The following is a 25015-nucleotide window of genomic DNA, read 5'->3' on the forward strand; positions in this document are numbered from 1 at the left end:
CCTCTCAATTCACCCGGCTGATGCAGAAATCGATGACGTCGATCAGCGCCGATTTCTGCGGCGTCGCCTCGAGCGGCGCCAGCGCGTCGCGGGCGATCTCGCCGAAATGGCGGGCGCGCCCGATGGTGTCGGCAATTGCGCCGTGGCGGAGCATCAGGCCGATGGCCTTCTCCAGCCCGGCATCGTCGGCGGCATTGTCCTCGATGGCGCGTTTCCAGAAGCTGCGCTCGGCCTTGGTGCCGCGCCGATAGGCGAGGATCACCGGCAGCGTGACCTTGCCCTCGCGGAAATCGTCGCCGACATTCTTGCCGAGGTCCTTGCTGGTGCCGCCGTAATCCAGCGCGTCATCGATCAGCTGGAAGGCAAGGCCGAGATTCATGCCGTAGGAGCGGAGTGCTGCGCGATCATTGCGCGTCGCCTGAGCGATGACGGGGCCGACCTCGGCGGCGGCCGAAAACAGCGCCGCGGTCTTGGCCTTGATCACCGCGAAATGCTCGTCCTCGGTCGTCTCGAGGTTTTTGGCGGCGGCAAGCTGCATCACCTCGCCTTCGGCGATGACCGAAGCGGCGCTGGACAGGATATCGAGCGCTTCAAGCGAGCCGACATCGACCATCATGCGGAAGGCCTGGCCGAGCAGGAAATCGCCGACCAGAACACTGGCCTGGTTGCCCCAGATCATGCGTGCCGTCTTCTTGCCGCGCCGCATGCCGCTTTCATCGACAACATCGTCGTGGAGAAGTGTCGCGGTATGCATGAATTCGACCGATGTGGCGAGCTTGACATGGCCGTCGCCGGAATAGCCGAACATCTGGGCGGCGGCGAGCGTCAGCATCGGCCGCAGCCGTTTGCCGCCGGACGAGATCAGATGGTTGGCTATCTCCGGAATCATCTCGACATCGGAGCCGGCCTTCGACAGGATCAATTTGTTGACGCGCCCCATGTCGGCCGCGGTCAGGTCGATGAGGTCCTTTATCGAGGCGGCTTCGCGCTTCCCGTTTTCAATGTTGAGAACGACACCCACGGCAAAACTCCCAACCTCGATATGCACGACGGCAACATGGTCCCTGGACAGACTCTAGGGTGTCACCCACCGGCGCGGCAAGAGGCGAATTGGCGCGCCGGCTCTGGTACATGATCACGCCTACGTTTACATCAACGCCGCAAACTGCGAGTTTCATCCGATGATAGAGCTCATCCGCACCAACGACGCCGTCATCATTTCGTTTGTCGAATCGCTGATGCGCGATGCCGGCATCGGCTGTTTCGTCGCCGACCAGAATATGAGCGTCCTCGACGGCTCGATCGGCATCCTGCCCCGCCGTGTCATGGTGGACGCCGACAAGGCCGATGCGGCGCGGCGCATCCTGACGGATGCCGGCATCGCCAACGAGATCCGCCAAAAATAATGTCCGCGTCGCCCGCTGCCCTTGTCCCGGACATGCCGGCTCATACGGTCGACGCCTTTCATCGCGGTCGCTTCTGGCTGGTGCAGCCGAGAAAGGCGGGCCACCGCGCCGGCATGGATGCGATGATGCTGGCGGCTGCCGTGCCGTCCTCGTTCGCCGGGCGGCTTGCTGATTTTGGCGCGGGTGCCGGTGCCGCCGGCCTGGCGGTCCTGTCGCGCTGCCCCGGTGCCGCGGCCGTGCTCGTCGAGCGTTCCCCGGAAATGGCGGCCTTCGCCACCACCACGCTTGCCCATCCCGGCAATGCGCATCTCAGCGACCGCGCCTCGGTGCTTGTCGCCGATGTCGCGCTGTCGGGCCGGGCGCGAGCGGCCGCCGGCCTCGAGGACAACAGCTTCGATTTCGTCGTCATGAACCCGCCGTTCAATGCCGCCGAGGATCGCGCGACGCCCGATCCGCTGAGAAAGGCCGCGCATGTCTCGGAGGATGGATTGTTCGACAGCTGGGTCCGCAGCGCGGCCGCGGTGGTCAGGCCGGGCGGCGGGCTGGCCGTCATCGCCAGGCCGGAACAGCTCGGCGCCATCCTCGATGCCATTGCCGGCCGCTTCGGCGACGCCGAGATGCTGGCCGTCCACCCTCGCCCCGAGGCGGCAGCGATCCGCATCGTCGTCCGGGCAATTCTCGGCGCACGCGGCAAACTGTCGATCCGGCCGCCGCTGATGCTGCATGCCTATTCAGGCAATGGCCCCTCGGAACGGGCGGAGCTGATCAATAACGGGCTGGCGTCGCTGTTCGGAGACTGATCCATTTTGATTGCCGGGGTGACGGCATTGCCGTTGGCCGGCGAATTCCTACATGCCTCAAGCATATCGACCGGAGACAGCCCCCTCGTGAAACGCCTTTTCAACCGCCTGCTGCCGAAGTCCTGGCGCTCCACCGTCGTCACCATTCCGGTCATCCGGCTGCACGGCACGATCATGCCCGGCGGCGGCCAGTTCCGGCCGAGCTTGTCGCTCGCTTCCACCGCCGGCCTTCTCGAAAAGCTGTTTTCCTTCGACGCGCCGGCGGTCGCCATCTCGATCAATTCGCCAGGTGGCTCGCCGGTGCAGTCGCGGCTGATCTTCAGGCGCATCCGCGACCTGGCGAGCGAGAAGAACAAGAAAGTCCTGGTTTTCGTCGAGGACGTGGCGGCATCGGGTGGCTACATGATCGCGGTCGCCGGCGACGAGATCTTTGCCGACCCGTCCTCCATCGTCGGCTCGATCGGCGTGGTGTCGGCCTCGTTCGGCTTTCCGGAGCTGTTGAAGAAGATCGGTGTCGAGCGCCGCGTCCACACCGCCGGCCAGAACAAGGCGGTGCTCGACCCGTTCAAGCCGGAAAAGAAGGAAGACGTCGAGCGCCTGAAGGCGCTGCAGCTCGAGGTCCACGAGACCTTCATCGACCTCGTCAAGGACAGGCGCGGCAGCAAGCTCAAGGACGATCCCGACCTGTTCACTGGCCTGTTCTGGACGGCCAAAAAAGGGCTAGAGCTCGGGCTGGTCGATGCGCTCGGCGACATGCGCAGCGTGCTGAAGAGCCGTTTCGGGCCGAAAACCCAGCTCAAGCTGATCACCGCGCCGCGCGGCCTGTTCGGCCGCTTCGGCCTGTTCGGCTCGAGCTTTTCGGCGCCCGATATCGCCGCCGCCGCGGCAAGCGGCGTCATCGATGCGGCGGAAGAGCGCGCGCTGTGGGCGCGCTTCGGGCTTTGAAAAGCTGGTGAAAGCGTCTAGCATAAATCATCAACCGACCCGACCGGCCGCCTTGCCGGCCTTGCGAGGGAGGAGTTTGACATGCCGCAGATCATTTTCTTCGCCGTCGTCGGCATTGCCGCCTATTTCGGCTACCGCTCCTTCGTCAGGGAAGCCGAGCGTGTGACCGCCAAGGTGCGGCGTACCGAAAAGCAGGCCGCCAACGGTACAATGGGAACATTGGTCAAGGACCCGAAGACCGGCGAATACCGTCTGGCCAAGGATTGACCGTCGTCCCCCTCGCGGCCGAGCCAGTGAACGCCGAGGCCAGCATCCGGGCGTCGCATGCGCACGCCAAGATAAATCTCGCGCTGCACGTCACCGGCCAGCGCGCCGACGGTTATCACACGATCGAAAGCCTGGCTGTGTTCACGCGCTTCGGCGATCGCATCGAGACGGAACTTGCCGACAGCGATGGGTTTTCCGTGTCTGGCAAATACGCCTCCGCGGTGCCGGTCGACGACAATAATCTGGTGGTGAGAGCGCGCGATGCACTGCGGCGCGAGGCCGGTCCCCAGCACGCACCGGCTGTCGCCATCAGGCTCGAAAAGAACCTGCCGGTCGCGTCCGGTGTCGGCGGCGGGTCGAGCGATGCGGCGGCTGTGCTGCGCGCCCTGGTCCAGACCTGGGGACTTGATGTCGGCGATGCCGAACTGGCGCGGATCGGCCTGTCGCTCGGCGCCGACGTGCCGATGTGCCTCGCTGCCAAGCCGCTGATAGCCCGCGGCGTCGGCGACGAGCTGACGCTCGTGCCGGGTTTCCCGGCGCTGGGTCTGGTGCTCGTCAATCCCGGCACTGCCGTCTCGACGGCCGACGTGTTCGAGGCGCTTGGCCGCCGCGACAATGCGGGGCTGCCGCCGCTGCCGCACAGCCTCGACTTCCACAGCATCCGCAACTGGCTGGAGATCACCCGCAACGATCTCGAGCCTGCGGCGCGTGCAATCCAGCCCGCCATCGGCAAGGCGCTTTCCGTGCTGAACAAGGCCGGAGCCGGTTTTGCCAGGATGTCCGGCTCCGGCGCCACCTGCTTCGGGCTGTTCGAGACCGGCAATGTGGCCAAGCGCGCGGCCGTCGATATCCGCGGCCGCCATCCCGACTGGTTTGTCGCCGCGACGCGAAGCGTGACATCGGAGGTTGATGCCCATGGCCAGGATTGACGAGAGCCGCCCCTTCGTTCCCGTGCACATCGCAGTACTGACCGTTTCCGATACGCGCAGCCTCGCCGACGACAAATCCGGGCAGACGCTGGCCGACCGCATTGCCGAGGCCGGCCATGTCCTGGCCGCCCGCGACATCGTCACCGACGACCGCGACAAGATCCGCGACAAGGTCCTGGGTTGGTCAAGGGACGAAGCGATCGATGTCGTCATCACCACCGGCGGCACCGGCTTCACCGGCCGCGACGTGACGCCGGAAGCGCTGGAGCCGATCTTCGAAAAGCGCATGGACGGCTTTTCCGAAGTGTTCCACCGCATCTCCTACGACAAGATCGGCACTTCGACGATCCAGAGCCGAGCAACCGGCGGCGTCGTCAACGCCACCTTCGTTTTCGTGCTGCCGGGCTCGCCCGGCGCCTGCAAGGACGCCTGGGACGGCATCTTGAAGCCGCAGCTCGACTATCGGCACATGCCCTGCAACTTCGTCGAGATCATGCCGCGGCTGGACGAGCATTTGCGGCGCGGCTGAGACGAACCGAGGTATCAGCCAAGCGACCTCGGTTTAGCGAATGACCGGCTCGCCGTGAAAACGCCGGCGCGACGGCGGCGACACGCCGAAGCCAACCTCCATCATCAGCCGCGGCGTGCGCGTCGGCACGGTGCCCATATGGAAGCCGAACGGATCCTCGACAAAGCCGAGGCCGGCCGGCCCGGTCAGCGTGACCGGGCTCTGCTCGCCGTAGACGCCCAGCACCTCTTCCGCCGAATGGCCGACCAGCAGCGTCAGCTGATGCTTCAGGATGCGGCGGTTATGGGAGCCGCGGACATAGACATGCGGCCCAGTGTCGGCGTCGACCGGCACCAGGTAGAAAAAGAACTTCAGCATGCGCCAGTCGTCGAGGTCGAAATGGTATTTGCCGAGCGAGGCCATGTTCTTGTCGGCGTCCGAGACGCCACCGGTCGGAAAGCTCCACCAGACACGGGTGGTGATCAGCTTGGCCTGACTGCCGAGATAGTGCGCCGCGATGTCGAGAAGCAGCGGATCGCGCTGCACGGCGACCGCCGCGCTGCAGTCGAGGACCCGCTCGAAATAATGGCCGCTGAGCAGCGGACGGCCGAAATGCTTTTCGGCATCGGCGTGTTTTTCGGGCAGGAATTCCAGCCGGCGGTCGAAATTGCCGAAGCATGGCGTGCGCTCGGCGAAGCGGGCGATCTCCTCATGGATGGCGGCCGGCAGCATCAGGCCCGAATAGAGCCCCTCCGTCCGCAGCGCGCCGACGACGGCATCGCGGTCGACGCCGGCGAACATCGTTTCACCGACGTTGCGCGCCGGCCGAACAGGCTTTGCACCGCGCCAGTGCAGCCGCCGCGCCGGCATGGTGCGGGCCAGCATGAACATCGGCAGCCATGCCGGATTCTCGCGAAGGTCGGAAAGATAGGTCGGGATGCGGGCGGCGATGCGGCGCAGCGTGCCGCCGTTGCGCGCGATCGCCTCGAGGCTTGCAGCGCCGGACTTGTCAGGGCTTGAAAGGGTCATCGGGGTCCTCAAAATGTCGAGGGAACAGCATCGACGTTAGTCGTCGCCGCTCCGGCACACCCCAAACCCTATTCGCCCATATCGCTGGGAATGGTAACCCCCGGCCAGATTTTGTGCAATGCACAATAAACCACGACCCGCCAGAAAATTTGCTTGGGCGTTCCCCGAACCGGCACGGTAAGCCGTCACTTCCGCGGCGCGACCCAGATCTCGGCGTGGAGCCTTCTGGTCGCCAGGCCGCGGGCGATCGCTTCCGCGCTGCGGGCATTCTTCGACAGCGCGGCGGCCTGTCGCTTGCTGATCACCAAGCCTTCGGCGAGAGCGCGATTTCCGGCAAAGACCCGTGACAGGAACGGCGCGCGGCTGCCGCGTGCCCGCGAAAATCGCGCCGCCATGGTTTGCCTCGCCGTATGAGCGACGACCTCGTCGATCCAGCCCTCCCCCAGCCGCGCGCCCGGTTCCAGCAAAAGCAGCCAATCGCCCTTGGCCTGCCTGATGCCGGCGGCGATGCCGCCGCTGACATAGTGGCAGCCGGCATGTTCGGCGACGCGGTGCGTCTGATCGGTCGAGCCGGTATCGCAGACGAGAACGTCGCGCACCACGCCTTCGACCGCGCCGCCGATCAGCGAGGCGAGCGTGCGGGCAAGGCCCTCCTCGTCATTCAGGGTTTCGATCAGGACGCTGAGCATGTTTAGCCGAATAGCGGAAAGCGGTGGGCAGCGCCAGTTTTTGCGGCGCGCCGCGAGAAAGTTCTTGCTTTGTTCTCGTCAATGCGATAGGAATACATTCATGAGCAGAGCGATTCGACAGCGGGCGGACAGTCCCTGGGAAAGGGCCAAAATGGAACAGATCGTGCGTGCCGATATTGCAGCCTTCGGCGCTGGCAGGGCCGAGATGGCGAATGCGATGATCGAGCAGAGCGGCATGCGCGTCCGTCCCGACCGCAATCGCGGCAGGTCGGCGGGCATCAATCCGTCCGGCCGTTTCGAGCCGGTCAGCCGGCACGTGTTCGACGACGGCTGGAATTCGCTGGAGGAGCTGCCGCCCTTCAAGACCGAGGTACAGGTCGAGAAGCCGCGCACCATCATCACCCGCAACGAATCGCCCGACATCTCCTTCGACCGCTCGATCAACCCCTATCGTGGCTGCGAACATGGCTGCGTCTATTGTTTCGCGCGGCCGACGCACAGCTTCATGGGGCTGTCGCCGGGGCTGGATTTCGAATCGAAGCTGTTTGCCAAGCCGGATGCGGCGCGGCTGCTCGACAAGGAATTGTCCAGGGATAATTACCAGCCGCGCACCATCGCCATCGGCACCAACACCGATCCCTATCAGCCGATCGAGAAGCAATACCGGATCATGCGCGAGATCCTCGAAGTGCTGGAGGCGCGCGGGCACCCGGTCGGCATCGTCACCAAATCGGCGCTGGTGACGCGTGACATCGACATTCTGTCGCGCATGGCCGAACGCGGGCTGGCCAAGGTGGCATTGTCGGTGACGACGCTCGACCGCATGCTGGCGCGCACCATGGAGCCACGCGCGTCGACGCCGACCAAGCGGCTGGAGGCGATCAGGCAGCTTTCGGACGCCGGCATTCCGGCCTCGGTGATGGTCGCGCCGATCATCCCCGGACTGACCGACCCGGAAATGGAGCGCATCCTCGATTCGGCACAGGCAGCGGGCGCACGCGAGGCCGGCTATGTGCTGCTGCGCCTGCCGCTGGAGGTCGCGCCAATCTTCAAGGACTGGCTGCTGCGCCACTATCCCGACCGCTATCGCCACGTCATGTCGCTGATCCGGTCGATGCGCGACGGCAAGGACTACGATTCGGAATGGGGCAAGCGCATGAAAGGCTCCGGCCCGTATGCCTGGCAGATTGGCCGGCGCTTCGAGATCGCCGCCAAACGGCTCGGCCTCAATGCCGAGCGGCGCTCGCTGAGGACCGACCAGTTCGTCCCCGCTGCCAAGGCAACCGAGCAGCTGATGCTGCTGTGACAAAGCGTCTCGCGCCAGCCGCTTGAAGCGGCCGCAGCAGGCGAAAAATCCCGTCCGGCCTGTCCTGTCCCCGGGCTTGCAGACGGTAGCCCCCTCCTGGTCCGGTGCCCCGCCCGACCCGGAGGGGACTTGCGGAGAATCGGAGCCGATGCGAACCTCGCCGCACCATGGCTCGCCCGCGTTCCGATTCTCCGCTTCTCTTCGAAATCGTCGAGAAACCCGACTTCTCGTTCGAGACGAGGGCGATGGCCGAAGGCCTGTGGCCGGTGGCGGGGATGGACGAGGCCGGCCGCGGCCCGCTCGCCGGGCCGGTGGTGGCGGCAGCGGTGGTGCTCGATCCCGCCAACATCCCCGACGGCCTCGACGATTCCAAGCGGCTGACGCATTTGCAGCGTGAGGCGCTGTTCCTGAAAATCCTCGGCTCCGCGCTCGCCGTAACGATGGCGTCGGTCAGCGCCGAAGGCATCGATGCCAGCAACATCCTCAAGGCCAGCCTGGAGGCGATGCGCCGTGCCGTGGCCGGCCTGTCAATCCGGCCGAAGCTGGCGCTGGCCGACGGCCGCGACGTGCCGCCCGGCCTGCCCTGCGAGGGCAAAGCACTGATCAAGGGCGACCAGCGCTCGCAGTCGATCGCCGCAGCCTCGATCGTCGCCAAGGTGATCCGCGACCGCATGATGTGCGGCTGCGGCAGCCATCATGCGCGTTACGGCTTCGAACTGCATATGGGCTACGCCACTGTGCGCCATCGCACGGCGATCGATCTGCACGGGCCGGTGGCGCGGCTGCACCGCGCCTCCTTCGCGCCGTTCCGGTTCGGCGGCACCGAGGTGCTGGAGGAAGAGGGTTTTTCGGGTTTGGATTGAGCGATTCGGCTAGGTGTGATCTCCCCCCTCGAGGGGGAGATGTCGCCAAAGGCGACAGAGGGGGTCGGTACGTCCTGGCGCGACGCCATGCGGGACGAAAGAGAAGGCTGGCGCTTCACGCGCGGCGACCCCCTCTGGCCTGCCGGCCATCTCCCCCTCGAGGGGGGAGATTACGCGCTCAGCCGCTTTCGCCCACAGAAAAAGCCGCCAGGTTTCCCAGGCGGCTTTCGATGACTTGTCGATGTAGCCGTTCAGTTCAGCTTCGACTTCAAATCGTGCAGCGAGGCGTTGAACAGGTCGGCGCCGGCCTTGGCGTCGATCTTGCCGGCCAGCAGCGCGCGCGCGGCCTCTACCGCGATATCGACGGCGCTGGCACGCACTTCGCCGATTGCTTCGCGCTCGGCCTGGCCGATCTTCTGCTCGGCCAAAGCGGTACGCCGGGCGACATAGTCCTCGGTCTTCTTGTGCGCCTCGGCGGCAAGCATGTCGGCTTCACGCTTGGCGGCGGCAACGATGGCCGCGGCCTCCTGCTCGGCTTCCTTGCGCTTGCGCTGGTATTGGCCAAGCAGCTGCTGGGCTTCTTCGCGCAACCGGCGCGCTTCCTCGAGCTCGCTGCTGATCTTGTCGGCACGCGCATCGAGCGCCTTGGCGATCATGCCCGGCACCTTGATGTAGATGGCGATGCCGAGGAAGATTACGAGGGCAACCGTTGCCCAAAGCGTCGCGAGAGATGTGGCGTCCATGATGCGCTCCTCACCCGGCCACGGATTTGACCGCGGCCGCGATTTCGGCCTTGCTGGCCTTGCCGCCGACAAGCGCCTCGACGATGGCCGAAGCGGTGTCCTCGGCGATCGTGCCGACTTCCTTCATGGCATTGGCCTTGATGGAAGATATGCGCGCCTCGGCCTCGCCAAGCTTCTGGTCAAGCGCTGCCTCGATCGTCTTGCGGGCAGCTTCGGCTTCCGCCTTGGCCGCATCGTTGGCCTGCTGACCGATCGCATTGGCCTTGCCCTTGGCTTCCGCCAATTCCTGCTCATAGGCGGCAACGGCGGCATCGGCCTCGCCTTTCAGCCGGGCAGCATGATCGAGATCCTGCGTGATGCGGTCGTTGCGCACGTCGATGATGCCGCCAACGCGCGGCATCACCACCCGTTTCAAGAAGAGATAAAACAGCCCGAAGGTGATTGCCAGCCACAGCAGCTGTGACGGGTACGTCGCCGGATTGAATGGCGGAAACGTGCCGTGCGCCTCGGCGGGCACGCCGGTCCCAGCGCTGCCGCCTTCGACGGCGGGCGCGGTCTCTTGCGCAAAGGCAGATGTCACGAACATGGACTATCCCCGAAATTCAGGCCCGCCGCAGCATCGCGGCCGGCCTGTTCAATTCTTCAATGTTCAGCCGAACAGAGCGAGAAGCGCGATGAGAAGCGAGAAAATACCCAGCGCTTCGGTCACGGCGAAGCCGAAAATCAGGCGGCCGAACTGGCCGTCGGCGGCCGACGGGTTGCGCAGCGCGCCCGCCAGATAGCTGCCGAAAATGTTGCCGAGGCCAATGCCCGCGCCGCCCATGCCGAGGCATGCGATGCCGGCGCCGATGTACTTTGCTGCTTCTGCGTCCATTTGTTCAACTCCTTTGGATCTAAAATTCCGTTGCGATTCCATCCGGCGGCAATGCCGGAAATCCAATTAGTGCGAGGGATGCAATGCGTCGTTCAGATACATGCAGGTCAGCACGGCAAAGACGTAGGCCTGCAAGAGCGCTACGAGCAACTCCAGAGCCGTCAACGCCACGGCCATCGCCAGCGGCAGGATCGAACCTGCGATACCAAGCGTGCCGAGTGCGCTCAGGCTGACGACAAATCCCGAAAACACTTTCAGCGTGATGTGGCCGGCGAGCATGTTAGCGAACAGACGAACCGAGAGGCTGACCGGCCGCGAGACGAAGGAAATCACCTCGATCGGAACGACCAGCAACATCATGACGATCGGCACGCCTTTCGGTACGAACAGCTTCAGGAAGCCAAGGCCATGTTTCATGAAGCCGTAGACGATCACGGTTCCGATCACCAGCGCCGCAAGGCCGAAAGTGACGATGATGTGGCTGGTGACGGTGAAGAAATACGGGAACAGGCCAAGCAGGTTGGCGACAAGCACGAACATGAACAGCGAGAACACGAAGGGGAAGAACTTCATGCCTTGCGTGCCCGCGGCGTCCCTCAGCATATTGCCGACAAATTCATAGGCCATTTCCGAGACCGACTGAAGGCGGCCCGGGACGAGGCTGCGGCTCGACGTGCTGAGGTAGAGAAACGCCGATGCGACAGCAACCGTCGCAAGCATGAACAGAGCCGAATTGGTGAAAGACAGGTCGTAGCCGCCGATGTGAATCGGAATGATCGGATGGATCTGGAATTGGTGGATCGGATCGACCTTGTCAGCAGCCACTTTAAATCCCCATCAAAGCCGCAGACGGCTTCAGTATCCTGTTCAATGCGCCGGCATGCGGCGCCTCAATTCATTCTTTCGGATCGCGCGGCTTGTCGCCCGTTCCGAATTCCGACACAAGCCCGGCTGAACGCAGGACATTGAGCACGCCGGCGCCAAAACCCAGCAGCAGCCCGACTATCAGACCCCATGGCGATGTCCCCGCCACGCGATCGATAAACCAGCCGAGAGCCGCACCGACCACTATCCCGGCGATGAACTCGCTGGACAGCTTGAGCGCCTGGCCGTACCCGGCCGCACTGCCCGCTTTCGCGTCGTCTTTCCCCTCGAGCCGGTCCGGCCGCCTTGCCGCAAGCGATGCTTCAAGGTCGCGCCGGCGGCGCTCAAGATCCTCGTCGCGGATATCGGCTTCATGCTGCTTGCCGCGGCCGGTTTTTCCGGTTCCGTCTGGCCCATTCTTGTCGGCCACGCAACCCCCCTGCCCGGTCAGACCGTCACCGTCCGTCCGCTTCTTAAAGTCGCCGGCAACATAGTTAGAGGGTCCGCGCCCGTCAAGTCACGGGCGGACGTTCAAGCTCAAGTATTTTTTCGTTATAAATCAGTTACTTGCCTGGGTGCGACATCGTGCCCGACACAGTCTCTGGCGGGCCGTGGCCGAATCCCCGCGGCGATGGGTCTTCGATCGGCCGCTCTCGTGGGAAAGATGCAAGGGCTGCCCGAGCGCTCAGCTCCAGCCGCCGCCATAGGTGCGGTAGAAGATGTGCAGGCCGATCCTGGTCATTTTCTTCATCGTCCGCGCCCAGCCCGGATGGACGTAGTTGGCATAATAATGGGTCGACGAGCCGACTTCCGGAATGAAGATCTTGCCGGCTGTGACGGCCATGGCGACATCCTGTGCAGTCTGGTAGGCAGCGGGGTTGTCGATGCGCTTCTTCCTGCCGTCGCAGGCGAAGGAAAACTGGCAGCGGTTGAACCAATTGTCGTTCTGGTAGACGACGCCGCAGATCGAGTTCGGATAGGCGGGGTTGCGGACGCGGTTGAGGATGACCTGGGCAACGGCGGCCTGGCCGCGCACGGTCTCGCCGCGCGCCTCGAAATAGATGCCGTTGGCGAGACAGGCCTGCTCCGGTTTGGAAAAGACGCTCGCCGGCAGCGGCGTCTGCATCCAAAAATGATCGCCCTTGCTCAGCGGCGGAATGAACCGGCCATCGTTCGGGTCCTCGTCCTGCAGCAAGGCCTCGAAGGGCGACGCCTGTGCATAATCGGGAGCGGACGAGGCGTAGGCGGTCGCCAGCACGTCGGGATGATCGTTGTTGACCAGCGCGGCAAGCATCGCCGGCACGCCGGGATCCGGCTTCTTGTCGACGCGCGTGTGGAAGGCGGCGGCGATCTGGATTTCCTTGCCTTTGATCTCGGGCTTGGCGAAGGCCATCCTCAGGCCGCTGTCCATGCTTGGGCGGAGCAGCGAGGAGGTGCGCTCGAAGATAGAGCCGGCGTTGAAGTTCTTCGGCGGCGAGACGGGCGAGACCTGGATGATGCGGCCCTTCTTGTCGGCACGCGTGATGCGGTTCTCGTCCGGCGTCGTGCCGGCGATGCCGCCCTTGCCGCGAAACGAGACGGCGCCGACGCCCGGCAACTGGACACCGGAGCCGGAGAGCGAGCCGGTGCTGCTGGAATCGAGGAAGGGCATTTCGGCGGCGTGAACGGAGCCTGCGACGGATTTCTCGACATAGGCGTTCCAGCGGACGCTCGGCGCCTCCAGGCCGGAGACCAGGCTGGTCATGTCCTGATAGGCAGCGACCGTCGGAAAGCCGATCCAGATGCCAAGGCCAATAATGAACGGAGACAGGAAGGAACGCTTTTTCTCACCGGCGGCGGCGACAAGCCGCGTCAAAATACGTCGATGCACGGAACTCTCCAGAAACGCAACGGACCCCACTGGAGAGCTACAATGATGCATTAACCTTGATGGGGCGTTAACAGCTTAGAACGTTGTTTTCCCATCTCGTGTCGAAGTCAGGCGCTTTTGCGGCCGTCGCTTGACGGAAGAAAGATCGGCCAGGCGATCAGCGCGCAAATAGCCGCACCCAGCCAGACGCCTGCCCACGAGCAGAGCACGAGAAGCCCGGGAATGGCGATCGGCACCAGGAAGAAGGCGATGAAGACCAGGCTGTTGGCAAGGCCGAGCGCCGTTCCGGCCTGGCTGGCGCCGGCCAGCGTCGCAAGCTCGGTGTAGGCAACGCCGTGCCAGGAGGAGACGCAGATACCGGCCACGACCAGCATCGCGACCATCGCCGGCGACAGCATCGGCGCTTGGCCTGACAAGAATTGGGCCGCCAACAAGACGAGCGCGGCAAGCACGGTGAAGGCGACCACGCTCAACAGGCTGCACAGACGCAGGAACGACCGGCGGTTGCCGTGACGGTCGGTGTAGCGGCCGCTCCAGACGCGCATGACCATGGCGCCGACCTGCACGGCAGCCAGGCTAGCGCTGACCACGGCTGTTCCCATGCCGGCGAAATCATGCAGAAACACGGAAGCAAAGGTGAGCACCGCCACCTGCGGAAAGCAAAGCAGGCCGATGGCTGTTGCGATGCGCCAGACGGCCGGGTTGCGCAGCGGCGCCGGGCCGGCCGACAATGCCATGCTGCCCGAATTGGCATCGTCATGCGCCGGCGGCTGATGCAGCCAGCGCCAGGCGAGCGAGGTCGAGACCGCGGATGCAGCCGCCAGAAGTCCGAAGACTGCCGTGAAGCCATGGGCTGAAGCGAGCGATGGCAGCACGAGCGCGCCAAGCCCGCCGCCAAGCGGCACCGCCGTCTGCCTGATGCTCATGGCAAAGCCGCGCTCGCCTTCGCCGAACCAGGCCATGATGGCGCGGCCGCTGGAGCCGTTGACGCTGCCGCCGAGCAATCCGGTGACCAGCAGGGCAGCGGCGAGAAGCGCGATGCCGGGAATATGGGCCGGTGACGGCACGACCAGCGCGGCCATGACAAGCAGCCATAGCGCGGTTGCGCCGAGCCCGGTCAGCAGCACGCGGCGGTCGCCCCAGCGATCGGTCAGCAGCCCCCGCGGCAATTCGCTCAGCGCCACGCCCAGGCCGAGAAGGCCAAGCACCAGGCCGAGTTCGCCATTGGAGAGATGGTAGCCCGAGCGCAGGAACACCGCCGTCGCCGGAATGCCGGAGAAGGTCGCGGAAAAGCAGGCATTGGCGGCGACGCCGATGCCCAGCACCTTCCAGCGATGATTGGCTCGAAGTGCCGCCGCCTCTGACGGGGTGGTAACGGCGGCCGTGCGAAGCGGTTTGCATTCTGCTCGTGTGGCGACAGCGGACATGGTTCAGCTCCTGCATGGGTCGGCTGCATTCGGTCTTGACGCGCTCTCTCTACCGCCATAGCTTCGTACTGAATATCAGGAAGTTTTTGACATAATGTCCCGAATATCAGGATTATTGGCATGCGACGCGTGACATTCGATCTCGACGTCCTGCGCAGCTTCGTCACCGGCATGGAGCTGGGCAGCTTCGCCAAGGCCGCCGACCGGCTCGGCCGCTCGACCTCGGCAATCAGTGCGCAATTGAAGAAGCTGGAGGAGCAGGCGGCGACGCCGATCTTCCGCAAATCTGGGCGTGGCCTGGCGCTGACGGACGCGGGCGAGACCATGCTCGGCTACGCGCGGCGGCTGATCGAGCTCAATGACGAGGCCGCCTCCGCCATCCACGATGTCGAGCTGGAGGGTTGGGTGCGGCTTGGGCTACAGGAGGATTTCGGCGAGGCGGTGCTGCCGGAGGTGCTCGGGCGCTTCGCCCGCGCCCATCCCAAGGTCAAGATCGAGGCCAGGATCGCACGCAGCCATGAGCTTGCCGAACGGATCATTTCGGGCAGCCTCGATATCGCGCTTGCCTGGCACAATGGCGCGACGCTGCCCTGCAGCCGGCATGTCGCCGACGTCCAGATGCGCTGGATCGGCCCGGCAAAACAGATCGAGACCAGCCTGCGCGATGGCGAGGCGTTGCCGCTGGTGGCGCTCGAAGCGCCGTGCCTGCTGCGCAGTGTGGCGACCGAAACGCTCGACCGCGCCGGCCTGGCATGGCGGATGGCCTTCTCCAGCCCGAGCCTTGGCGGCATCTGGGCAGCCGTCGCCGCCGGGCTCGGACTGACGATCCGCACCGATATCGGCCTGCCGGCCACCGTCAGGGCGATGACGCCGGAGATCGCCGGGCTGCCCGCCTTGCCCAAGATGGCGCTGTTCCTGCATCGCAAGGAGGCCGAGCCCGACCCCGTGGCAGCGCGGCTTGGCGACATCCTGCTGCAGGCAGCGCTTGAAGCCTTGCCGCAGACGCAACCGGCGCCCGTTCTGCGCAACGTAGCGTAAAGGCAGAGGCTCAGTGGCGCTTCTTTGCCTTGCCGGCGAAAGGATTGTCCGAGGTGCGCAAGGCGATGCGGATCGGCACGCCGGGCATGTCGAAAGCCTCGCGCAGGCTGTTCGAGAGATAGCGGACGTAGGATTGCGGCATCGCATCCGGCCGTGAGCAGGAGACGACGAAGCCCGGCGGCCGCGTCTTGGCCTGCGTGACATATTTGATCTTCAGCCGACGCCCGGCGACAGCGGGCGGCGGATGATGCGCCAGGATGCCTTCCAGCCAGCGGTTGAGCTTGCCGGTCGACACACGGCTGTTCCAAACTCGATGCGTCCTGATGACAGCGTCCATCAGCTTGTCGAGGCCACGCCCGGTCTCGGCCGACACCGGCACCGCCTGCATGCCGCGCGCTTGCGGCAGCAGCCGCTCGGTTTTTTCGCGCAGCTCGGCCAGCAACTCCTGGGGATGATCGACAAGGTCCCATTTGTTGAAGGCGATCACCGGGGCACGGCCCTCGCGGATGATCAGGTCGGCGATCTGCAGATCCTGCTTCTCGAAGGGAATGGTGGCGTCGAGCACGATGATGACGATCTCGGCAAAGCGGATGGCGCGCAAGCCGTCCTGCACCGACATCACTTCGAGCTTTTCGTGGATCCTGGCCTTGCGGCGCATGCCGGCGGTGTCGAACAATTTTAAGCGGCGGCCATGCCAGTCCCAGTCGACCGAGATGGAATCGCGAGTGATGCCGGCCTCAGGACCGGTCAACAGCCGCTCTTCGCCGATCAGTGCGTTGATCAGCGTCGACTTGCCGGCGTTGGGGCGGCCGACGACGGCGATGCGCATCGGCTTGGTGTCGTCATAGCCCGGCTCGGCGTCCGGGTCGGTGATGTCCTCGCCGATCAGCACCTCGCTGGCGGCGACCTCATCCTCGCCGGCCTCTTCGTCCTCGCCGAAGGCGCGCGCCTCGCCAAGTGCTGCGATCACCGCGTCGCGCAAATCGGGCAGGCCCTGGCCGTGTTCGGCCGAGACCGGGATCGGTTCGCCAAGGCCGAGCTCCCAGGCCTCCAGCATGCCGCCCTGGGCGCCGCGCGCCTCAGCCTTGTTGGCAACGACGACAACCGGCTTGCCGGACTTGCGCACGATCTCGGCGAACGTCTTGTCGTCGGGCATCAGCCCGGACTTGGCATCGATCGTAAAAAAGATCAGGTCGGCCTCGCGGATGGCGATCTCGGTCTGGGCGCGCATGCGGCCGGGCAGCGTCGAGGCAGCCGCATCCTCGAAGCCGGCGGTGTCGATGACGTCGAAATGCAGGTCGTAGAGCTTTGCGGCATGGACGCGGCGATCGCGAGTGACGCCGGGCGTATCATCGACAAGCGCCAGCTTCCTTCCCACCAGCCGATTGAAAAGGGTCGATTTGCCGACGTTAGGCCGGCCGATGATGGCGACTTTGAAGGTCATGGACTATCACGACACGCCGCCCGAGCCGCGGATCAGCTCGGACATCAAAGTCGCCCGCTCGCGCGTGTTGCGCGGGGCGCCGTCATCCGCGGCGATCTGGTCGAACAGCTTCAATGCATCGGCCGCCTTGCCTTCCTTCCAGGCGGCAAGGCCAAGCGCCTCGCGCGCCGTATGGCGCAGCGTGTTGGTGTCGGCGGTGAGCGCCTCGACGCGGCTGGAGACATCGGCGAAAGAGCCGTGGTCGACCAGAAGCAGCGCTGCCCTGAGACGAGCCATGTCGCGAATGCCGGAGGGGATCTTGGTGTCGGCGGCGACCTCGTCGAAATCCTTGACGGCGGCGTCGACGTCGCCCTTGTCCGCCTTGACGGTTGCCGCGCGCATGCGGGCGAGCAGCGGATAGGCGCCGTAGCCGTCCTTCTCCAACGCCTCCAGAGCGGCAAGCGCCTCGTCGTTCTTCCCGTCATTGGCAAGCTTGAGCGCCTGCGAAAAAGCATCGCCCGAGCGGTTGGCGCGAGTTTCGTCCCAATAGCGGTAGCCGACGACAGCGGCAGTGCCGAGCACCACCAGCACAGCCAGCACAAGCAAGGCGGGACCGAAACGATCCCACAGCGCATGCGCCTGGTCGCGACGAATCTCTTCGTTGACTTCGCGGATAAAACTGTCGTCCGACATGGATCAAAACCATTCATGCCCCGGCCGGGGCGGTTGATGAGCCCGCGTTTTAGCGAAATTTTGCCGGCATGGAAGGGGTTCGGCAGGAAAATCGCCTATTCACGAGGCAGTCGCGGCCAACGGCGGCCGTACAGGTCGATCCTACCCGTGCCATATTTCACCGGTAGGCGTCGCTTCTACATTCCTTGATCCGGTCAGATGCCTTTGCCCCGTTTGTCCCGCGTTATTGCGTTTTCCATTGCCGTGTTTGCTGCCGGCGCGGCTTGCGCCGACCCGCCGGCGGCGCCGGCAAAGCCGAAACAGGTCGTGATCATCTCATTCGACAGCGCCCGCGACATTTCGCAGTGGCAGCGCAGCCGGGCGCTGGCCGCGCGCACAGGTGCGCACTTCACCTATTTTGTCTCCTGCGTGTTCCTGCTGTCGCCCGAGACGCGCAAGGAATACACCGCACCCGGCAAGACAGCCGGCAAATCAAACATCGGCTTTGCCGCCTCCAAACAGGAAATCGCCGAGCGCCTCGAGCAGATCAACCTTGCGGCGTCGGAAGGCCACGACATCGGCAGCCATGGCTGTGGGCACTTCGACGGCAAGGACTGGAGCAAGGCCGACTGGCTGAGCGAGTTCGGCTCGTTCAAGCACATTCTCCAAAACGCCTATTCGATCAACGGCATCGCTCCCGAACCGAAGGGCTGGCGCGATTTCGCCCGCAAATCGGTGGTCGGCTTCCGCGCGCCTTATCTGTCGGCAAACAAGGCGCTCTACGAGGCGCTGCCCGCGGCCGGTTTCCTGCTCGACGCAAGCGGCGTCTCGCGTGGGCCGGTCGAGCCGCCAACCGTCAACGGCATCACGCGCTTTTCGCTGCCGCAGATCCCGGAAGGGCCGAACTCAAGGCGTGTGATCGCCATGGACTACAATCTCTATGTCAGGCATTCCGGCGGCTTCGAGCGGCCGAGCATGGCAGAAGAGTTTGCCGACCGGACCTATAAGGCCTTTCGCGCCGCCTTCGACGCGCAATACCAGGGCAAGCGCATTCCGCTTGAGCTCGGCTTCCATTTCACGCTGATGAACGACGGCGCCTACTGGAACGCGCTGGAACGCTTTGCCGGCGAGGTCTGCACCAGGTCCGATGTCGAGTGCATCAGTTTTCGCGACTACGTTTCGCGGCGAGGCGAAAGACAGGCAGCGGTGGGCGGCTGAGCCGCAAGTGATCGCCGCTGCCCCATCTCAGCTTGCCGGCTGATCCTCCGGACGCAAGCCGGCTTGCTCACGTTCGAGATAACGCTGGTCGATTTCCGGCAGCGGCTCGCCTTCGAGCGTGGCCTCGAAGGCGCGCAAGCGTTTGTAGATCGAGATCAGTTCCACGACCGTCGGCCAGGCATTGACCAGATACTGAAATGAAGATCGGACCTGCTCAAAGGAGTTGAGAATCTGGTTCAGAGCGCCGAGCTTGATCTTTCCCGCGACCATCGTAGGGACAAGAACAATATATGGAAATATATTGTCGATCTGTAGATAGAATATTCTAGCGACGTTAAAATATAAGTAGTGGAAGTATTTACGAAAATAGATGCTTCTTACACTTCTAAAAAGGTCAGCGACAGTTGGCGGTTGGGCGCGATCTGCATCGTCCTCACCATAGACCAATTCTTTGCGGTAGGCTGCCTCGACACGTTGGGTGCGGAATTCGAGACCCGGCAGTTTGATTCCTACCGCAGCTAAGAAAGTAGTTCCGAAGGCCGACCAAAGGATTGCTACAACGACCAGGGAGTAAGGCACCGTGCCGACAATCGGCAGTTCCGTGACGTTTTCAGAGAGATGCAGCAGCACGGGAAGGAACGCTATCAGTGTCATGATGGACCCGACTAAGCTTACGCCCAGATCCTCCATCGTGCTGGAGAAGCGCATCGTGTCTTCTTGAACACGCTGGGACGCACCTTCGATGCGCCTCAATCTTTCCCAGTTGGTCATGTAGTATTCGTTCATTGCGGTGCGCCAACGAAATATCCAATGACTTACAAAAAACCGGTTGAGGGCGCCAACGGTCACAGCCAGAAGCGCAATCCACATGATTGTCAGCAGTTGGATATAGAAGTCCCACGGCGTCGTAGAGTACGGTGTGCCTAAAGCCTTCTGAATAAGATCGTAGAAAGGGCCATACCAGTCATTGAAGGCGACATTTACCTGCACCTGGTAATAGATCACAAAGAGAATCAGTGAGGTGCCAAGGATCGACCAATTCCGCCATGGATGAGGTCGGTACCAGGCCCAAAAGCCGTAGAAGATGAGGACGACAGCCGCAAAATATATATAGAACCAGAGAAATGGCTTCGACCAAAAGAGCGACACGCCAATGATCTTGTCGACGCCGGCGGCCATCGGGGGCAGTCCAAACACTGCTCCAAGTTGCTCTCCTCCAAAAAACCAAAACAGAACGGCCGCGAGGCTCCAGACGGCGACCGAACTGAAGAACAGCTTCGGCTGCGGAAAAAACGATACGAACACTGTGGCGAAATCCTCGGTCGATGCGCAAATCAGCGGGTTCAGCGGGCATAAAGTCACACATTAGCGGGAAAGAAAATGCCCGTGCCCAACGCCCGGCGCCGAGCAAGACCATAATCATGGCGATTTTGGCGCAGCCGACCAGGCGATCGCACCCGAGGCGAGCAGGACGGCGGCGGCCACGATCGAGGCAAGGAAAAAGTTACCCGAGGCCTGCGCAAGCAGACCGGCGACGATCGGGCCAATGATCTGGCCGAGGCCGAAGGCGGCCGTCATCACCGCCAGCATCCGGCGTGGTGCTTGCGGGGCAAGCTGCCGTCCGGCCTGGAGGCCAAGCGCGGTTATGGCGATGAAGGTGCCGCCGACAAGAAGGCCGCCGAGCAGCGGCCCGGTGCGCCCGCCCATGACGACACTGGCGCTGACGCCGACCACCTCGACCAGGCACCCCAGGGCGTAGGTGGCATAGAGCCCGATTTTAGCCGTAAGCTTCTGCCACAGCCAGACCGATGGGAAACCGGCAAGTCCGGTGACCATCCAGACCACGGCCTCGAAGACGCGGCCGCCGCCGCCCTGGCGGACGATGGCGACCAGGAACGTTGCCGTGACGATGTAGCCGAAGCCGAACAGGCCGTAGGCGACGATGATCTTCACCAGCGACCGGTCTTTCGGCAGTGCCGGCTCGCTCTCGGTGGTGCTGTTCGCGGCCGAGGTGCCGCCGGCCAGCAAGGCGACGACGGCAAAGCCGCAGGCCGAAATCACCGCGGACCACAGCCAGCCCGCCGCCCAGCCGGCATGTTCGGTGACGAGGACTGCCAACAGCGCCGAGGACGCCGCGATGCCGAGGCCGACACCGCCGAAATACAGCGCCTGCAGGTCGTTTCGCCCGGCCGCGGCGAGATGACCGAAAACGATGCTGGTCATGAAGACCAGCACGAAGGCGCTGGCGAGGCCGGCAAGAAAGCGGATGAGGAGAAAGCCGGGCATGGTGCCGCTCAGGCCCATCAGGCCGGCGAGGATCGCGGTGGCGGCAAGGCCGGCCAGCATCAGCTGGCGCTCGCGGCCTTGCGCCCAGCCGCCGGTGGCGGCAAGCGCGCCGACGAGATAGCCGAGATAATTGGCCGATGCGATCCAGCCGGCATCAGCCGGCGACAGGCCGAGCTCTTCCATCATGCCAGGCAGGATCGGCGTATAGACGAAGCGGCCGATTCCCATGGCGACGGCCAGGGCAATCATGCCGGCGATTGCCAGGCGCAAGGGCGAAGCGGCTTTCATCGCGATGCACAATAGGTGCGCCTGCCGGTCAGACAATCCGCCTTTTGTTGGGCCAGAAGGGTTGCGCAGCCGCGTCGGCGGCCGGCTCACCTGAAGTGCCAGCAAGTCCTTGTTCAGCCGCAGCAGGTCCTTGGCGCCGTCTCGAAGCGGGTACGACACGCGGTCAGCCTGAATGGCATGTCGGCGAGTTCGCGCTCCGACATGGTGTCGAGCACCGGATGCGACAGCGGATCGGTCACCCAGCTGGTGGCCTGGCTGTCATCCCGGTGCGGCTGCGCCCCGATCGGGGAAAAGGCGCCAAGCCATGACAAAATCTTCATCGGATTTGCCTCCTCACTCTGAGTAGCCCACTTAGAATCCGCCGTTCCTTAGCGTCTGGCAATTGAGATTTCAGCCGCTCCAGTTTAGAAAAACTGTATGGCTACTCTGAACCGCGTCCATCTCAACGGCTTGCGCGCCGTGGAAACTGTTGCCCGCCTGGGCTCGCTCGCGGCGGCGGCCGGCGAGCTCAACGTCTCGGTCAGCGCCGTCAGCCAGCAGATCAACCGAACAGAAAAGCAGCTCGGCCGGGCGCTATTCGAACGAACGCCAGCTGGCCTGGTGGCGACGGAATTCGGCACCGTCTTTACCGCGCGGCTCAGCGCAGGCTTCCGCGAACTCGCACAGGCGGTGGCGCTTGCCGATGAAAGCTCGGAGTGCACGCTGGTGGTTTCGGTGGCGCCGGCTTTCGCCTCGAAATGGCTGCTGCCGCGGCTGTCGCGGCATTTCGCCCGGCATCCGAACGTGCTTCTGCGCATCGATGCCTCGGTTGGGCTTGCCGATCTCGATCGTTCGGACATCGACGTCGCCATTCGGCTCGGCGACGGCAAATGGCCGGGCGGGCGGGCCGAATTGCTGCTGGCGCAGGAGGTGTTTCCGGTCTGTGCACCGGTGATCGCCAGCAAGCTGAAATCGATCGAGGACCTTGCTTTGACCTGTGCGATCACGGACGAAAGATCGATGATCAGTTGGGAGAGCTGGTTCGAAGCGGCCGGAGTGGAGCCTGTCACCTTCATGAAGGGCGCGCGCTTCACCGATCCGATGCTGTGCCTGGAATCGGCGATTGCCGGCCACGGCGTCATGCTCGGCTGGCAGTTGCTGGCCGCCGACGCGCTGGCCGACGGCCGTCTCGTTGCGCCGTTCGGCATACGCGCCCAGAGCGGGCTCGGCTATTGGCTGGTGACCTCGGCCATCAAGAGCGAAAGCCGTAAGGTCAGGGATTTCAAGACCTGGATCCGCGAAGAGATCGAGGCGACGATGGCGCAGTTCAGGTCGCTCGAGAGCACGCGCTAAACCTGCCGGCACATCACAGTGGAAAGGTCGGCAGCGCCGGTCTATGTAAGAAACAGTCCCCAATCACGGCAGGCAGGATCATGACCACACATTCGCGCGGCGTTTCCGCAAGCATCGACCCGGTGAAGCTCGACAGGCTGGCGGAGGTCGCCGTCAAGGTCGGGCTGCAATTGCAGCCGGGGCAGGATCTGGTGCTGACCTCGTCTATTGCCGCGCTGCCTTTGACGCGGCGGATCGTCGAGCACGCCTACAAGGCAGGCGCGGGCCTGGTGACGCCGATCTTCAACGACGATGAGATCACTCTCGCGCGCTTCCGCTACGGCGCCGACGCCGGCTTCGACCGCGCCGCCGGCTGGCTCTATGAAGGCATGACAAAAGCCTTCGCCAACAATGCGGCGAGGCTTGCCGTGCGCGGCGAGGATCCGTCGCTGCTTTCGGCGCAGGACCCGGCAAAGGTGGCGCGTGCCAACAAGGCGAATTCGATGGCTTACCAGCCGGCGCTGGAGAAGATCACCGGCTTCGACATCAACTGGAACATCGTCGCTTATCCCGATGAGGCCTGGGCCAAGCAGGTATTTCCGGACGATGCCGAAGACGTCGCCGTGGCCAAGCTCGCCGACGCTATCTTTGCCGCCTCGCGCGTGGATGTCGAAGACCCGATCGGCAACTGGACGGCGCACAATGCGGCGTTGAAGAGCCGCACCGAATGGCTGAACGGCCACAATTTCCACGCACTGCATTTCACCGGCCCCGGCACCGACCTGACCGTCGGGCTGGCCGACGGCCACGAGTGGATGGGCGGCGCCTCGACCGCCAAGAACGGCATCACCTGCAACCCCAACATCCCGACCGAAGAGGTTTTCACCACGCCGCATGCAAGGCGCGTCGAAGGCCATGTCACCAGCACCAAGCCGCTGTCCTATCAGGGTACCCTGATCGACGGCATTGCGGTGCGTTTCGAGGCGGGCCGCATTGTCGAGGCCAAGGCCACGAAGGGCGAGGATGTGCTGCAAAAGGTGCTCGATACCGACGAAGGCTCGCGCCGTCTCGGCGAGGTGGCGCTGGTGCCGCATTCCTCGCCGATCGCCAAGAGCGGGCTGCTGTTTTTCAACACGCTGTTCGACGAGAACGCCGCCTGCCACATCGCGCTCGGCCAGTGCTATTCGAAGTGCTTCGTCGACGGCGCCTCGCTCAGCCAGGACGAGATCGCGGCGCGCGGCGGCAACAAGAGTTTCATCCACATCGACTGGATGATCGGCTCGGACAAGATCGACATAGACGGTGTCCATAAGGACGGCAGCCGCGTGCCGGTGATGCGCAAGGGCGAGTGGGTTTAGGCCCGGGATCTCTAAACGAAGGCCAGCAAGCAGCGGCGCCTGCTGGCCCATGCGGAGTTGGCAATGGAGCTCGCGGTCAAGCGCATCTATGAGCCGCCGGCGCCCGATGACGGGCAGCGGGTGCTCGTCGACCGCATATGGCCTCGCGGCGTCCGCAAAGAGGACGCGGCGCTGACGCTCTGGCTAAAGGACATCGCGCCAAGCAATGGGTTGCGCAAATGGTTCGGCCATGAGCCGGCGCGCTGGGCGGAGTTCCAGCGGCGATACCGCGATGAGCTCGACCGGAACGGCGAGGCGGTGGCGGAACTACGTGCCTTGCTCCGTGAAGGCAAGGTGACGCTGCTCTACGGCGCCCATGACGAGGCGCACAACAATGCGGTGGCACTGGCGAGCTATTTACGTGGGATCAATTAGCCACGCCGGCGGGACAGCGCCCCATAAGCGCTAACTTAGATGTGGACTGGTGGAATCGAGATGTGATTCCTCGGCCAGATGGGAACGAATGATTCGATCGAAACCGACTGGCAGGCTCTGATATCGAGGCTGTCGCAATCGCTTGACCTTGAGGCGACGGCGCGGGCGACGGGAGCGCTGGTGCGTCGTCGCAATGTTGCGGACGCAGCGACATTGCTGCGCCTGGCGTTGGCTTATGGCCCCGGCGCGATGAGCCTGCGCTCGGCTGCCGCCTGGGCCGGGGTGAATGACGTTGCGAGCCTTTCGGATGTTGCTCTTTTGAAGCGCTTGCGCGGAGCGGCCGATTGGCTTGGCGACATTGCCGGCGCCTTGCTCCAAAACGCTTGCGCCAAAAGCGCCGCGCCGACGGGGCGTCGGCTGCGCGTTGTCGACGGCAGTTCGATCTCGCGCCCCGGCAGTGCCGGCACGGACTGGCGGCTGCATGCCA

28 protein-coding genes and 1 pseudogene are annotated in these 25015 nt (G+C 64.1%); 14 read left to right on the plus strand and 15 right to left on the minus strand.

Annotated features, from left to right (window positions below):
* Positions 1 to 4: 4 nt before the first annotated feature.
* Positions 5 to 1021 (minus strand): polyprenyl synthetase family protein, encoded by a 1017-nt coding sequence (locus tag NKJ28_RS10485; protein WP_292663011.1) that lies wholly within the window; start codon positions 1019 to 1021, stop codon positions 5 to 7.
* Positions 1022 to 1181: 160 nt separating this feature from the next.
* Here NKJ28_RS10485 and NKJ28_RS10490 point away from each other — a divergent pair, with 160 nt between their 5' ends.
* The 6 genes from NKJ28_RS10490 (at position 1182) to moaB (ending at position 4876) form a co-directional block, all read left to right on the plus strand.
* On the plus strand, positions 1182 to 1406 hold the full coding sequence (locus NKJ28_RS10490; RefSeq protein WP_023674082.1) for a putative signal transducing protein: 225 nt from the start codon (positions 1182 to 1184) through the stop codon (positions 1404 to 1406).
* A complete protein-coding gene (locus NKJ28_RS10495; protein ID WP_352571417.1) occupies positions 1406 to 2206 on the plus strand; it encodes a tRNA1(Val) (adenine(37)-N6)-methyltransferase in 801 nt (266 codons plus the stop codon). Before NKJ28_RS10490 ends, NKJ28_RS10495 begins: the two co-directional genes overlap by 1 nt.
* 87 nt (positions 2207 to 2293) lie before the next feature.
* Positions 2294 to 3151 carry a S49 family peptidase gene (locus tag NKJ28_RS10500; protein WP_352456850.1) on the plus strand — a complete coding sequence of 286 codons (858 nt, stop codon included), beginning with the start codon at positions 2294 to 2296 and terminating at the stop codon, positions 3149 to 3151.
* A gap of 81 nt (positions 3152 to 3232) precedes the next feature.
* A complete protein-coding gene (locus tag NKJ28_RS10505; RefSeq protein WP_023674078.1) occupies positions 3233 to 3418 on the plus strand; it encodes a membrane protein in 186 nt (61 codons plus the stop codon).
* Between the two features lie 26 nt (positions 3419 to 3444).
* Positions 3445 to 4347: a 4-(cytidine 5'-diphospho)-2-C-methyl-D-erythritol kinase gene (locus NKJ28_RS10510; RefSeq protein WP_352571430.1), complete on the plus strand. Its 903-nt coding sequence runs from the start codon at positions 3445 to 3447 to the stop codon at positions 4345 to 4347.
* Positions 4334 to 4876 (plus strand): molybdenum cofactor biosynthesis protein B, encoded by a 543-nt coding sequence (gene moaB, locus NKJ28_RS10515; protein ID WP_352540121.1) that lies wholly within the window; start codon positions 4334 to 4336, stop codon positions 4874 to 4876. The genes NKJ28_RS10510 and moaB overlap by 14 nt, the downstream gene beginning before the upstream one ends.
* A gap of 33 nt (positions 4877 to 4909) precedes the next feature.
* On the opposite strand, the gene NKJ28_RS10520 is transcribed toward moaB, so the two are convergent.
* The gene (locus tag NKJ28_RS10520; protein WP_352571418.1) at positions 4910 to 5884 is read right to left on the minus strand and encodes a phytanoyl-CoA dioxygenase family protein; all 975 of its coding nucleotides are present in this window, start codon (positions 5882 to 5884) and stop codon (positions 4910 to 4912) included.
* A gap of 185 nt (positions 5885 to 6069) precedes the next feature.
* The gene (locus tag NKJ28_RS10525; protein WP_292664385.1) at positions 6070 to 6573 is read right to left on the minus strand and encodes a glycosyltransferase; all 504 of its coding nucleotides are present in this window, start codon (positions 6571 to 6573) and stop codon (positions 6070 to 6072) included.
* Positions 6574 to 6724: 151 nt separating this feature from the next.
* Between NKJ28_RS10525 and NKJ28_RS10530 the strand changes: the two genes are divergently transcribed.
* A complete protein-coding gene (locus NKJ28_RS10530) occupies positions 6725 to 7879 on the plus strand; it encodes a PA0069 family radical SAM protein (RefSeq protein ID WP_254818651.1) in 1155 nt (384 codons plus the stop codon).
* A 167-nt stretch (positions 7880 to 8046) separates the two neighbouring features.
* Positions 8047 to 8742: a ribonuclease HII gene (gene rnhB, locus NKJ28_RS10535; protein ID WP_352635384.1), complete on the plus strand. Its 696-nt coding sequence runs from the start codon at positions 8047 to 8049 to the stop codon at positions 8740 to 8742.
* Between the two features lie 251 nt (positions 8743 to 8993).
* Here the strand turns inward: rnhB and NKJ28_RS10540 are convergent, their stop codons facing one another.
* From NKJ28_RS10540 to NKJ28_RS10570, 7 genes are all read right to left on the minus strand, one after another.
* Entirely contained in the window at positions 8994 to 9485 is a 492-nt protein-coding gene (locus NKJ28_RS10540) for a F0F1 ATP synthase subunit B (protein ID WP_352635386.1), read from the minus strand.
* A gap of 10 nt (positions 9486 to 9495) precedes the next feature.
* Positions 9496 to 10071: a F0F1 ATP synthase subunit B gene (locus tag NKJ28_RS10545; protein WP_352635388.1), complete on the minus strand. Its 576-nt coding sequence runs from the start codon at positions 10069 to 10071 to the stop codon at positions 9496 to 9498.
* Between the two features lie 63 nt (positions 10072 to 10134).
* The gene (locus tag NKJ28_RS10550) at positions 10135 to 10359 is read right to left on the minus strand and encodes a F0F1 ATP synthase subunit C (protein ID WP_006206606.1); all 225 of its coding nucleotides are present in this window, start codon (positions 10357 to 10359) and stop codon (positions 10135 to 10137) included.
* A 66-nt stretch (positions 10360 to 10425) separates the two neighbouring features.
* On the minus strand, positions 10426 to 11184 hold the full coding sequence (locus NKJ28_RS10555; RefSeq protein ID WP_352635390.1) for a F0F1 ATP synthase subunit A: 759 nt from the start codon (positions 11182 to 11184) through the stop codon (positions 10426 to 10428).
* Positions 11185 to 11254: 70 nt separating this feature from the next.
* Positions 11255 to 11653 carry an AtpZ/AtpI family protein gene (locus NKJ28_RS10560; RefSeq protein ID WP_352635392.1) on the minus strand — a complete coding sequence of 133 codons (399 nt, stop codon included), beginning with the start codon at positions 11651 to 11653 and terminating at the stop codon, positions 11255 to 11257.
* Between the two features lie 255 nt (positions 11654 to 11908).
* On the minus strand, positions 11909 to 13093 hold the full coding sequence (locus tag NKJ28_RS10565) for a cell wall hydrolase (protein WP_352635394.1): 1185 nt from the start codon (positions 13091 to 13093) through the stop codon (positions 11909 to 11911).
* A 107-nt stretch (positions 13094 to 13200) separates the two neighbouring features.
* Positions 13201 to 14520: an MFS transporter gene (locus NKJ28_RS10570; protein ID WP_352635396.1), complete on the minus strand. Its 1320-nt coding sequence runs from the start codon at positions 14518 to 14520 to the stop codon at positions 13201 to 13203.
* 120 nt (positions 14521 to 14640) lie between these two features.
* Between NKJ28_RS10570 and NKJ28_RS10575 the strand changes: the two genes are divergently transcribed.
* Positions 14641 to 15558 carry a LysR substrate-binding domain-containing protein gene (locus NKJ28_RS10575; protein ID WP_352635398.1) on the plus strand — a complete coding sequence of 306 codons (918 nt, stop codon included), beginning with the start codon at positions 14641 to 14643 and terminating at the stop codon, positions 15556 to 15558.
* A gap of 10 nt (positions 15559 to 15568) precedes the next feature.
* Here the strand turns inward: NKJ28_RS10575 and der are convergent, their stop codons facing one another.
* Positions 15569 to 17002, minus strand: a complete 1434-nt coding sequence (gene der / locus NKJ28_RS10580; protein WP_352635400.1) for a ribosome biogenesis GTPase Der — start codon at positions 17000 to 17002, stop codon at positions 15569 to 15571.
* A 6-nt stretch (positions 17003 to 17008) separates the two neighbouring features.
* Positions 17009 to 17674, minus strand: a complete 666-nt coding sequence (locus NKJ28_RS10585) for a tetratricopeptide repeat protein (RefSeq protein WP_023674063.1) — start codon at positions 17672 to 17674, stop codon at positions 17009 to 17011.
* 204 nt (positions 17675 to 17878) lie between these two features.
* On the opposite strand from NKJ28_RS10585, the gene NKJ28_RS10590 reads away from it, so the two are divergent.
* Complete coding sequence (locus NKJ28_RS10590) at positions 17879 to 18871, plus strand: polysaccharide deacetylase family protein (RefSeq protein WP_352635429.1); 993 nt, start codon at positions 17879 to 17881, stop codon at positions 18869 to 18871.
* 27 nt (positions 18872 to 18898) lie between these two features.
* Here NKJ28_RS10590 and sbmA read toward each other — a convergent pair whose 3' ends face one another.
* The 3 genes from sbmA to NKJ28_RS10605 all read right to left on the minus strand — a co-directional run bounded on the left by sbmA (position 18899) and on the right by NKJ28_RS10605 (position 21765).
* Positions 18899 to 20176 carry a peptide antibiotic transporter SbmA gene (sbmA, locus tag NKJ28_RS10595; RefSeq protein ID WP_031211034.1) on the minus strand — a complete coding sequence of 426 codons (1278 nt, stop codon included), beginning with the start codon at positions 20174 to 20176 and terminating at the stop codon, positions 18899 to 18901.
* Between the two features lie 114 nt (positions 20177 to 20290).
* Positions 20291 to 21406, minus strand: coding sequence for a YbfB/YjiJ family MFS transporter (locus tag NKJ28_RS10600; protein ID WP_352635431.1), 1116 nt, complete (start codon positions 21404 to 21406; stop codon positions 20291 to 20293).
* Positions 21407 to 21558: 152 nt separating this feature from the next.
* Positions 21559 to 21765, minus strand: a complete 207-nt coding sequence (locus NKJ28_RS10605; protein WP_023674059.1) for a hypothetical protein — start codon at positions 21763 to 21765, stop codon at positions 21559 to 21561.
* Positions 21766 to 21862: 97 nt separating this feature from the next.
* On the opposite strand from NKJ28_RS10605, the gene NKJ28_RS10610 reads away from it, so the two are divergent.
* The 4 genes and pseudogenes from NKJ28_RS10610 to NKJ28_RS10625 all read left to right on the plus strand — a co-directional run.
* Positions 21863 to 22777 carry a LysR substrate-binding domain-containing protein gene (locus NKJ28_RS10610; RefSeq protein ID WP_352635402.1) on the plus strand — a complete coding sequence of 305 codons (915 nt, stop codon included), beginning with the start codon at positions 21863 to 21865 and terminating at the stop codon, positions 22775 to 22777.
* A gap of 80 nt (positions 22778 to 22857) precedes the next feature.
* Complete coding sequence (locus tag NKJ28_RS10615) at positions 22858 to 24114, plus strand: aminopeptidase (protein WP_352569432.1); 1257 nt, start codon at positions 22858 to 22860, stop codon at positions 24112 to 24114.
* Positions 24115 to 24171: 57 nt separating this feature from the next.
* Complete coding sequence (locus NKJ28_RS10620; RefSeq protein WP_352569431.1) at positions 24172 to 24528, plus strand: DUF488 domain-containing protein; 357 nt, start codon at positions 24172 to 24174, stop codon at positions 24526 to 24528.
* A gap of 78 nt (positions 24529 to 24606) precedes the next feature.
* Positions 24607 to 25015: pseudogene (locus NKJ28_RS10625) on the plus strand (IS4 family transposase); the annotation flags it as partial.

This window comes from Mesorhizobium sp. M0145 (assembly GCF_040322355.1).
GTDB lineage: Bacteria > Pseudomonadota > Alphaproteobacteria > Rhizobiales > Rhizobiaceae > Mesorhizobium.

What these genes read in the sequence shown, in the direction of transcription:
- NKJ28_RS10490 (WP_023674082.1), top strand. Translation starts at nt 1,182, where the DNA reads ATGATAGAGCTCATCCGCACCAACGACGCCGTCATCATTTCGTTTGTC.
- NKJ28_RS10495 (WP_352571417.1), top strand. Translation starts at nt 1,406, where the DNA reads ATGTCCGCGTCGCCCGCTGCCCTTGTCCCGGACATGCCGGCTCATACG.
- NKJ28_RS10505 (WP_023674078.1), top strand. Translation starts at nt 3,233, where the DNA reads ATGCCGCAGATCATTTTCTTCGCCGTCGTCGGCATTGCCGCCTATTTC.
- moaB (WP_352540121.1), top strand. Translation starts at nt 4,334, where the DNA reads ATGGCCAGGATTGACGAGAGCCGCCCCTTCGTTCCCGTGCACATCGCA.
- NKJ28_RS10520 (WP_352571418.1), bottom strand. Translation starts at nt 5,884, where the DNA reads ATGACCCTTTCAAGCCCTGACAAGTCCGGCGCTGCAAGCCTCGAGGCG.
- NKJ28_RS10525 (WP_292664385.1), bottom strand. Translation starts at nt 6,573, where the DNA reads ATGCTCAGCGTCCTGATCGAAACCCTGAATGACGAGGAGGGCCTTGCC.
- NKJ28_RS10530 (WP_254818651.1), top strand. Translation starts at nt 6,725, where the DNA reads ATGGAACAGATCGTGCGTGCCGATATTGCAGCCTTCGGCGCTGGCAGG.
- rnhB (WP_352635384.1), top strand. Translation starts at nt 8,047, where the DNA reads ATGGCTCGCCCGCGTTCCGATTCTCCGCTTCTCTTCGAAATCGTCGAG.
- NKJ28_RS10540 (WP_352635386.1), bottom strand. Translation starts at nt 9,485, where the DNA reads ATGGACGCCACATCTCTCGCGACGCTTTGGGCAACGGTTGCCCTCGTA.
- NKJ28_RS10545 (WP_352635388.1), bottom strand. Translation starts at nt 10,071, where the DNA reads ATGTTCGTGACATCTGCCTTTGCGCAAGAGACCGCGCCCGCCGTCGAA.
- NKJ28_RS10550 (WP_006206606.1), bottom strand. Translation starts at nt 10,359, where the DNA reads ATGGACGCAGAAGCAGCAAAGTACATCGGCGCCGGCATCGCATGCCTC.
- NKJ28_RS10570 (WP_352635396.1), bottom strand. Translation starts at nt 14,520, where the DNA reads ATGTCCGCTGTCGCCACACGAGCAGAATGCAAACCGCTTCGCACGGCC.
- NKJ28_RS10575 (WP_352635398.1), top strand. Translation starts at nt 14,641, where the DNA reads ATGCGACGCGTGACATTCGATCTCGACGTCCTGCGCAGCTTCGTCACC.
- der (WP_352635400.1), bottom strand. Translation starts at nt 17,002, where the DNA reads ATGACCTTCAAAGTCGCCATCATCGGCCGGCCTAACGTCGGCAAATCG.
- NKJ28_RS10585 (WP_023674063.1), bottom strand. Translation starts at nt 17,674, where the DNA reads ATGTCGGACGACAGTTTTATCCGCGAAGTCAACGAAGAGATTCGTCGC.
- NKJ28_RS10600 (WP_352635431.1), bottom strand. Translation starts at nt 21,406, where the DNA reads ATGATTGCCCTGGCCGTCGCCATGGGAATCGGCCGCTTCGTCTATACG.
- NKJ28_RS10605 (WP_023674059.1), bottom strand. Translation starts at nt 21,765, where the DNA reads ATGAAGATTTTGTCATGGCTTGGCGCCTTTTCCCCGATCGGGGCGCAG.
- NKJ28_RS10610 (WP_352635402.1), top strand. Translation starts at nt 21,863, where the DNA reads ATGGCTACTCTGAACCGCGTCCATCTCAACGGCTTGCGCGCCGTGGAA.
- NKJ28_RS10615 (WP_352569432.1), top strand. Translation starts at nt 22,858, where the DNA reads ATGACCACACATTCGCGCGGCGTTTCCGCAAGCATCGACCCGGTGAAG.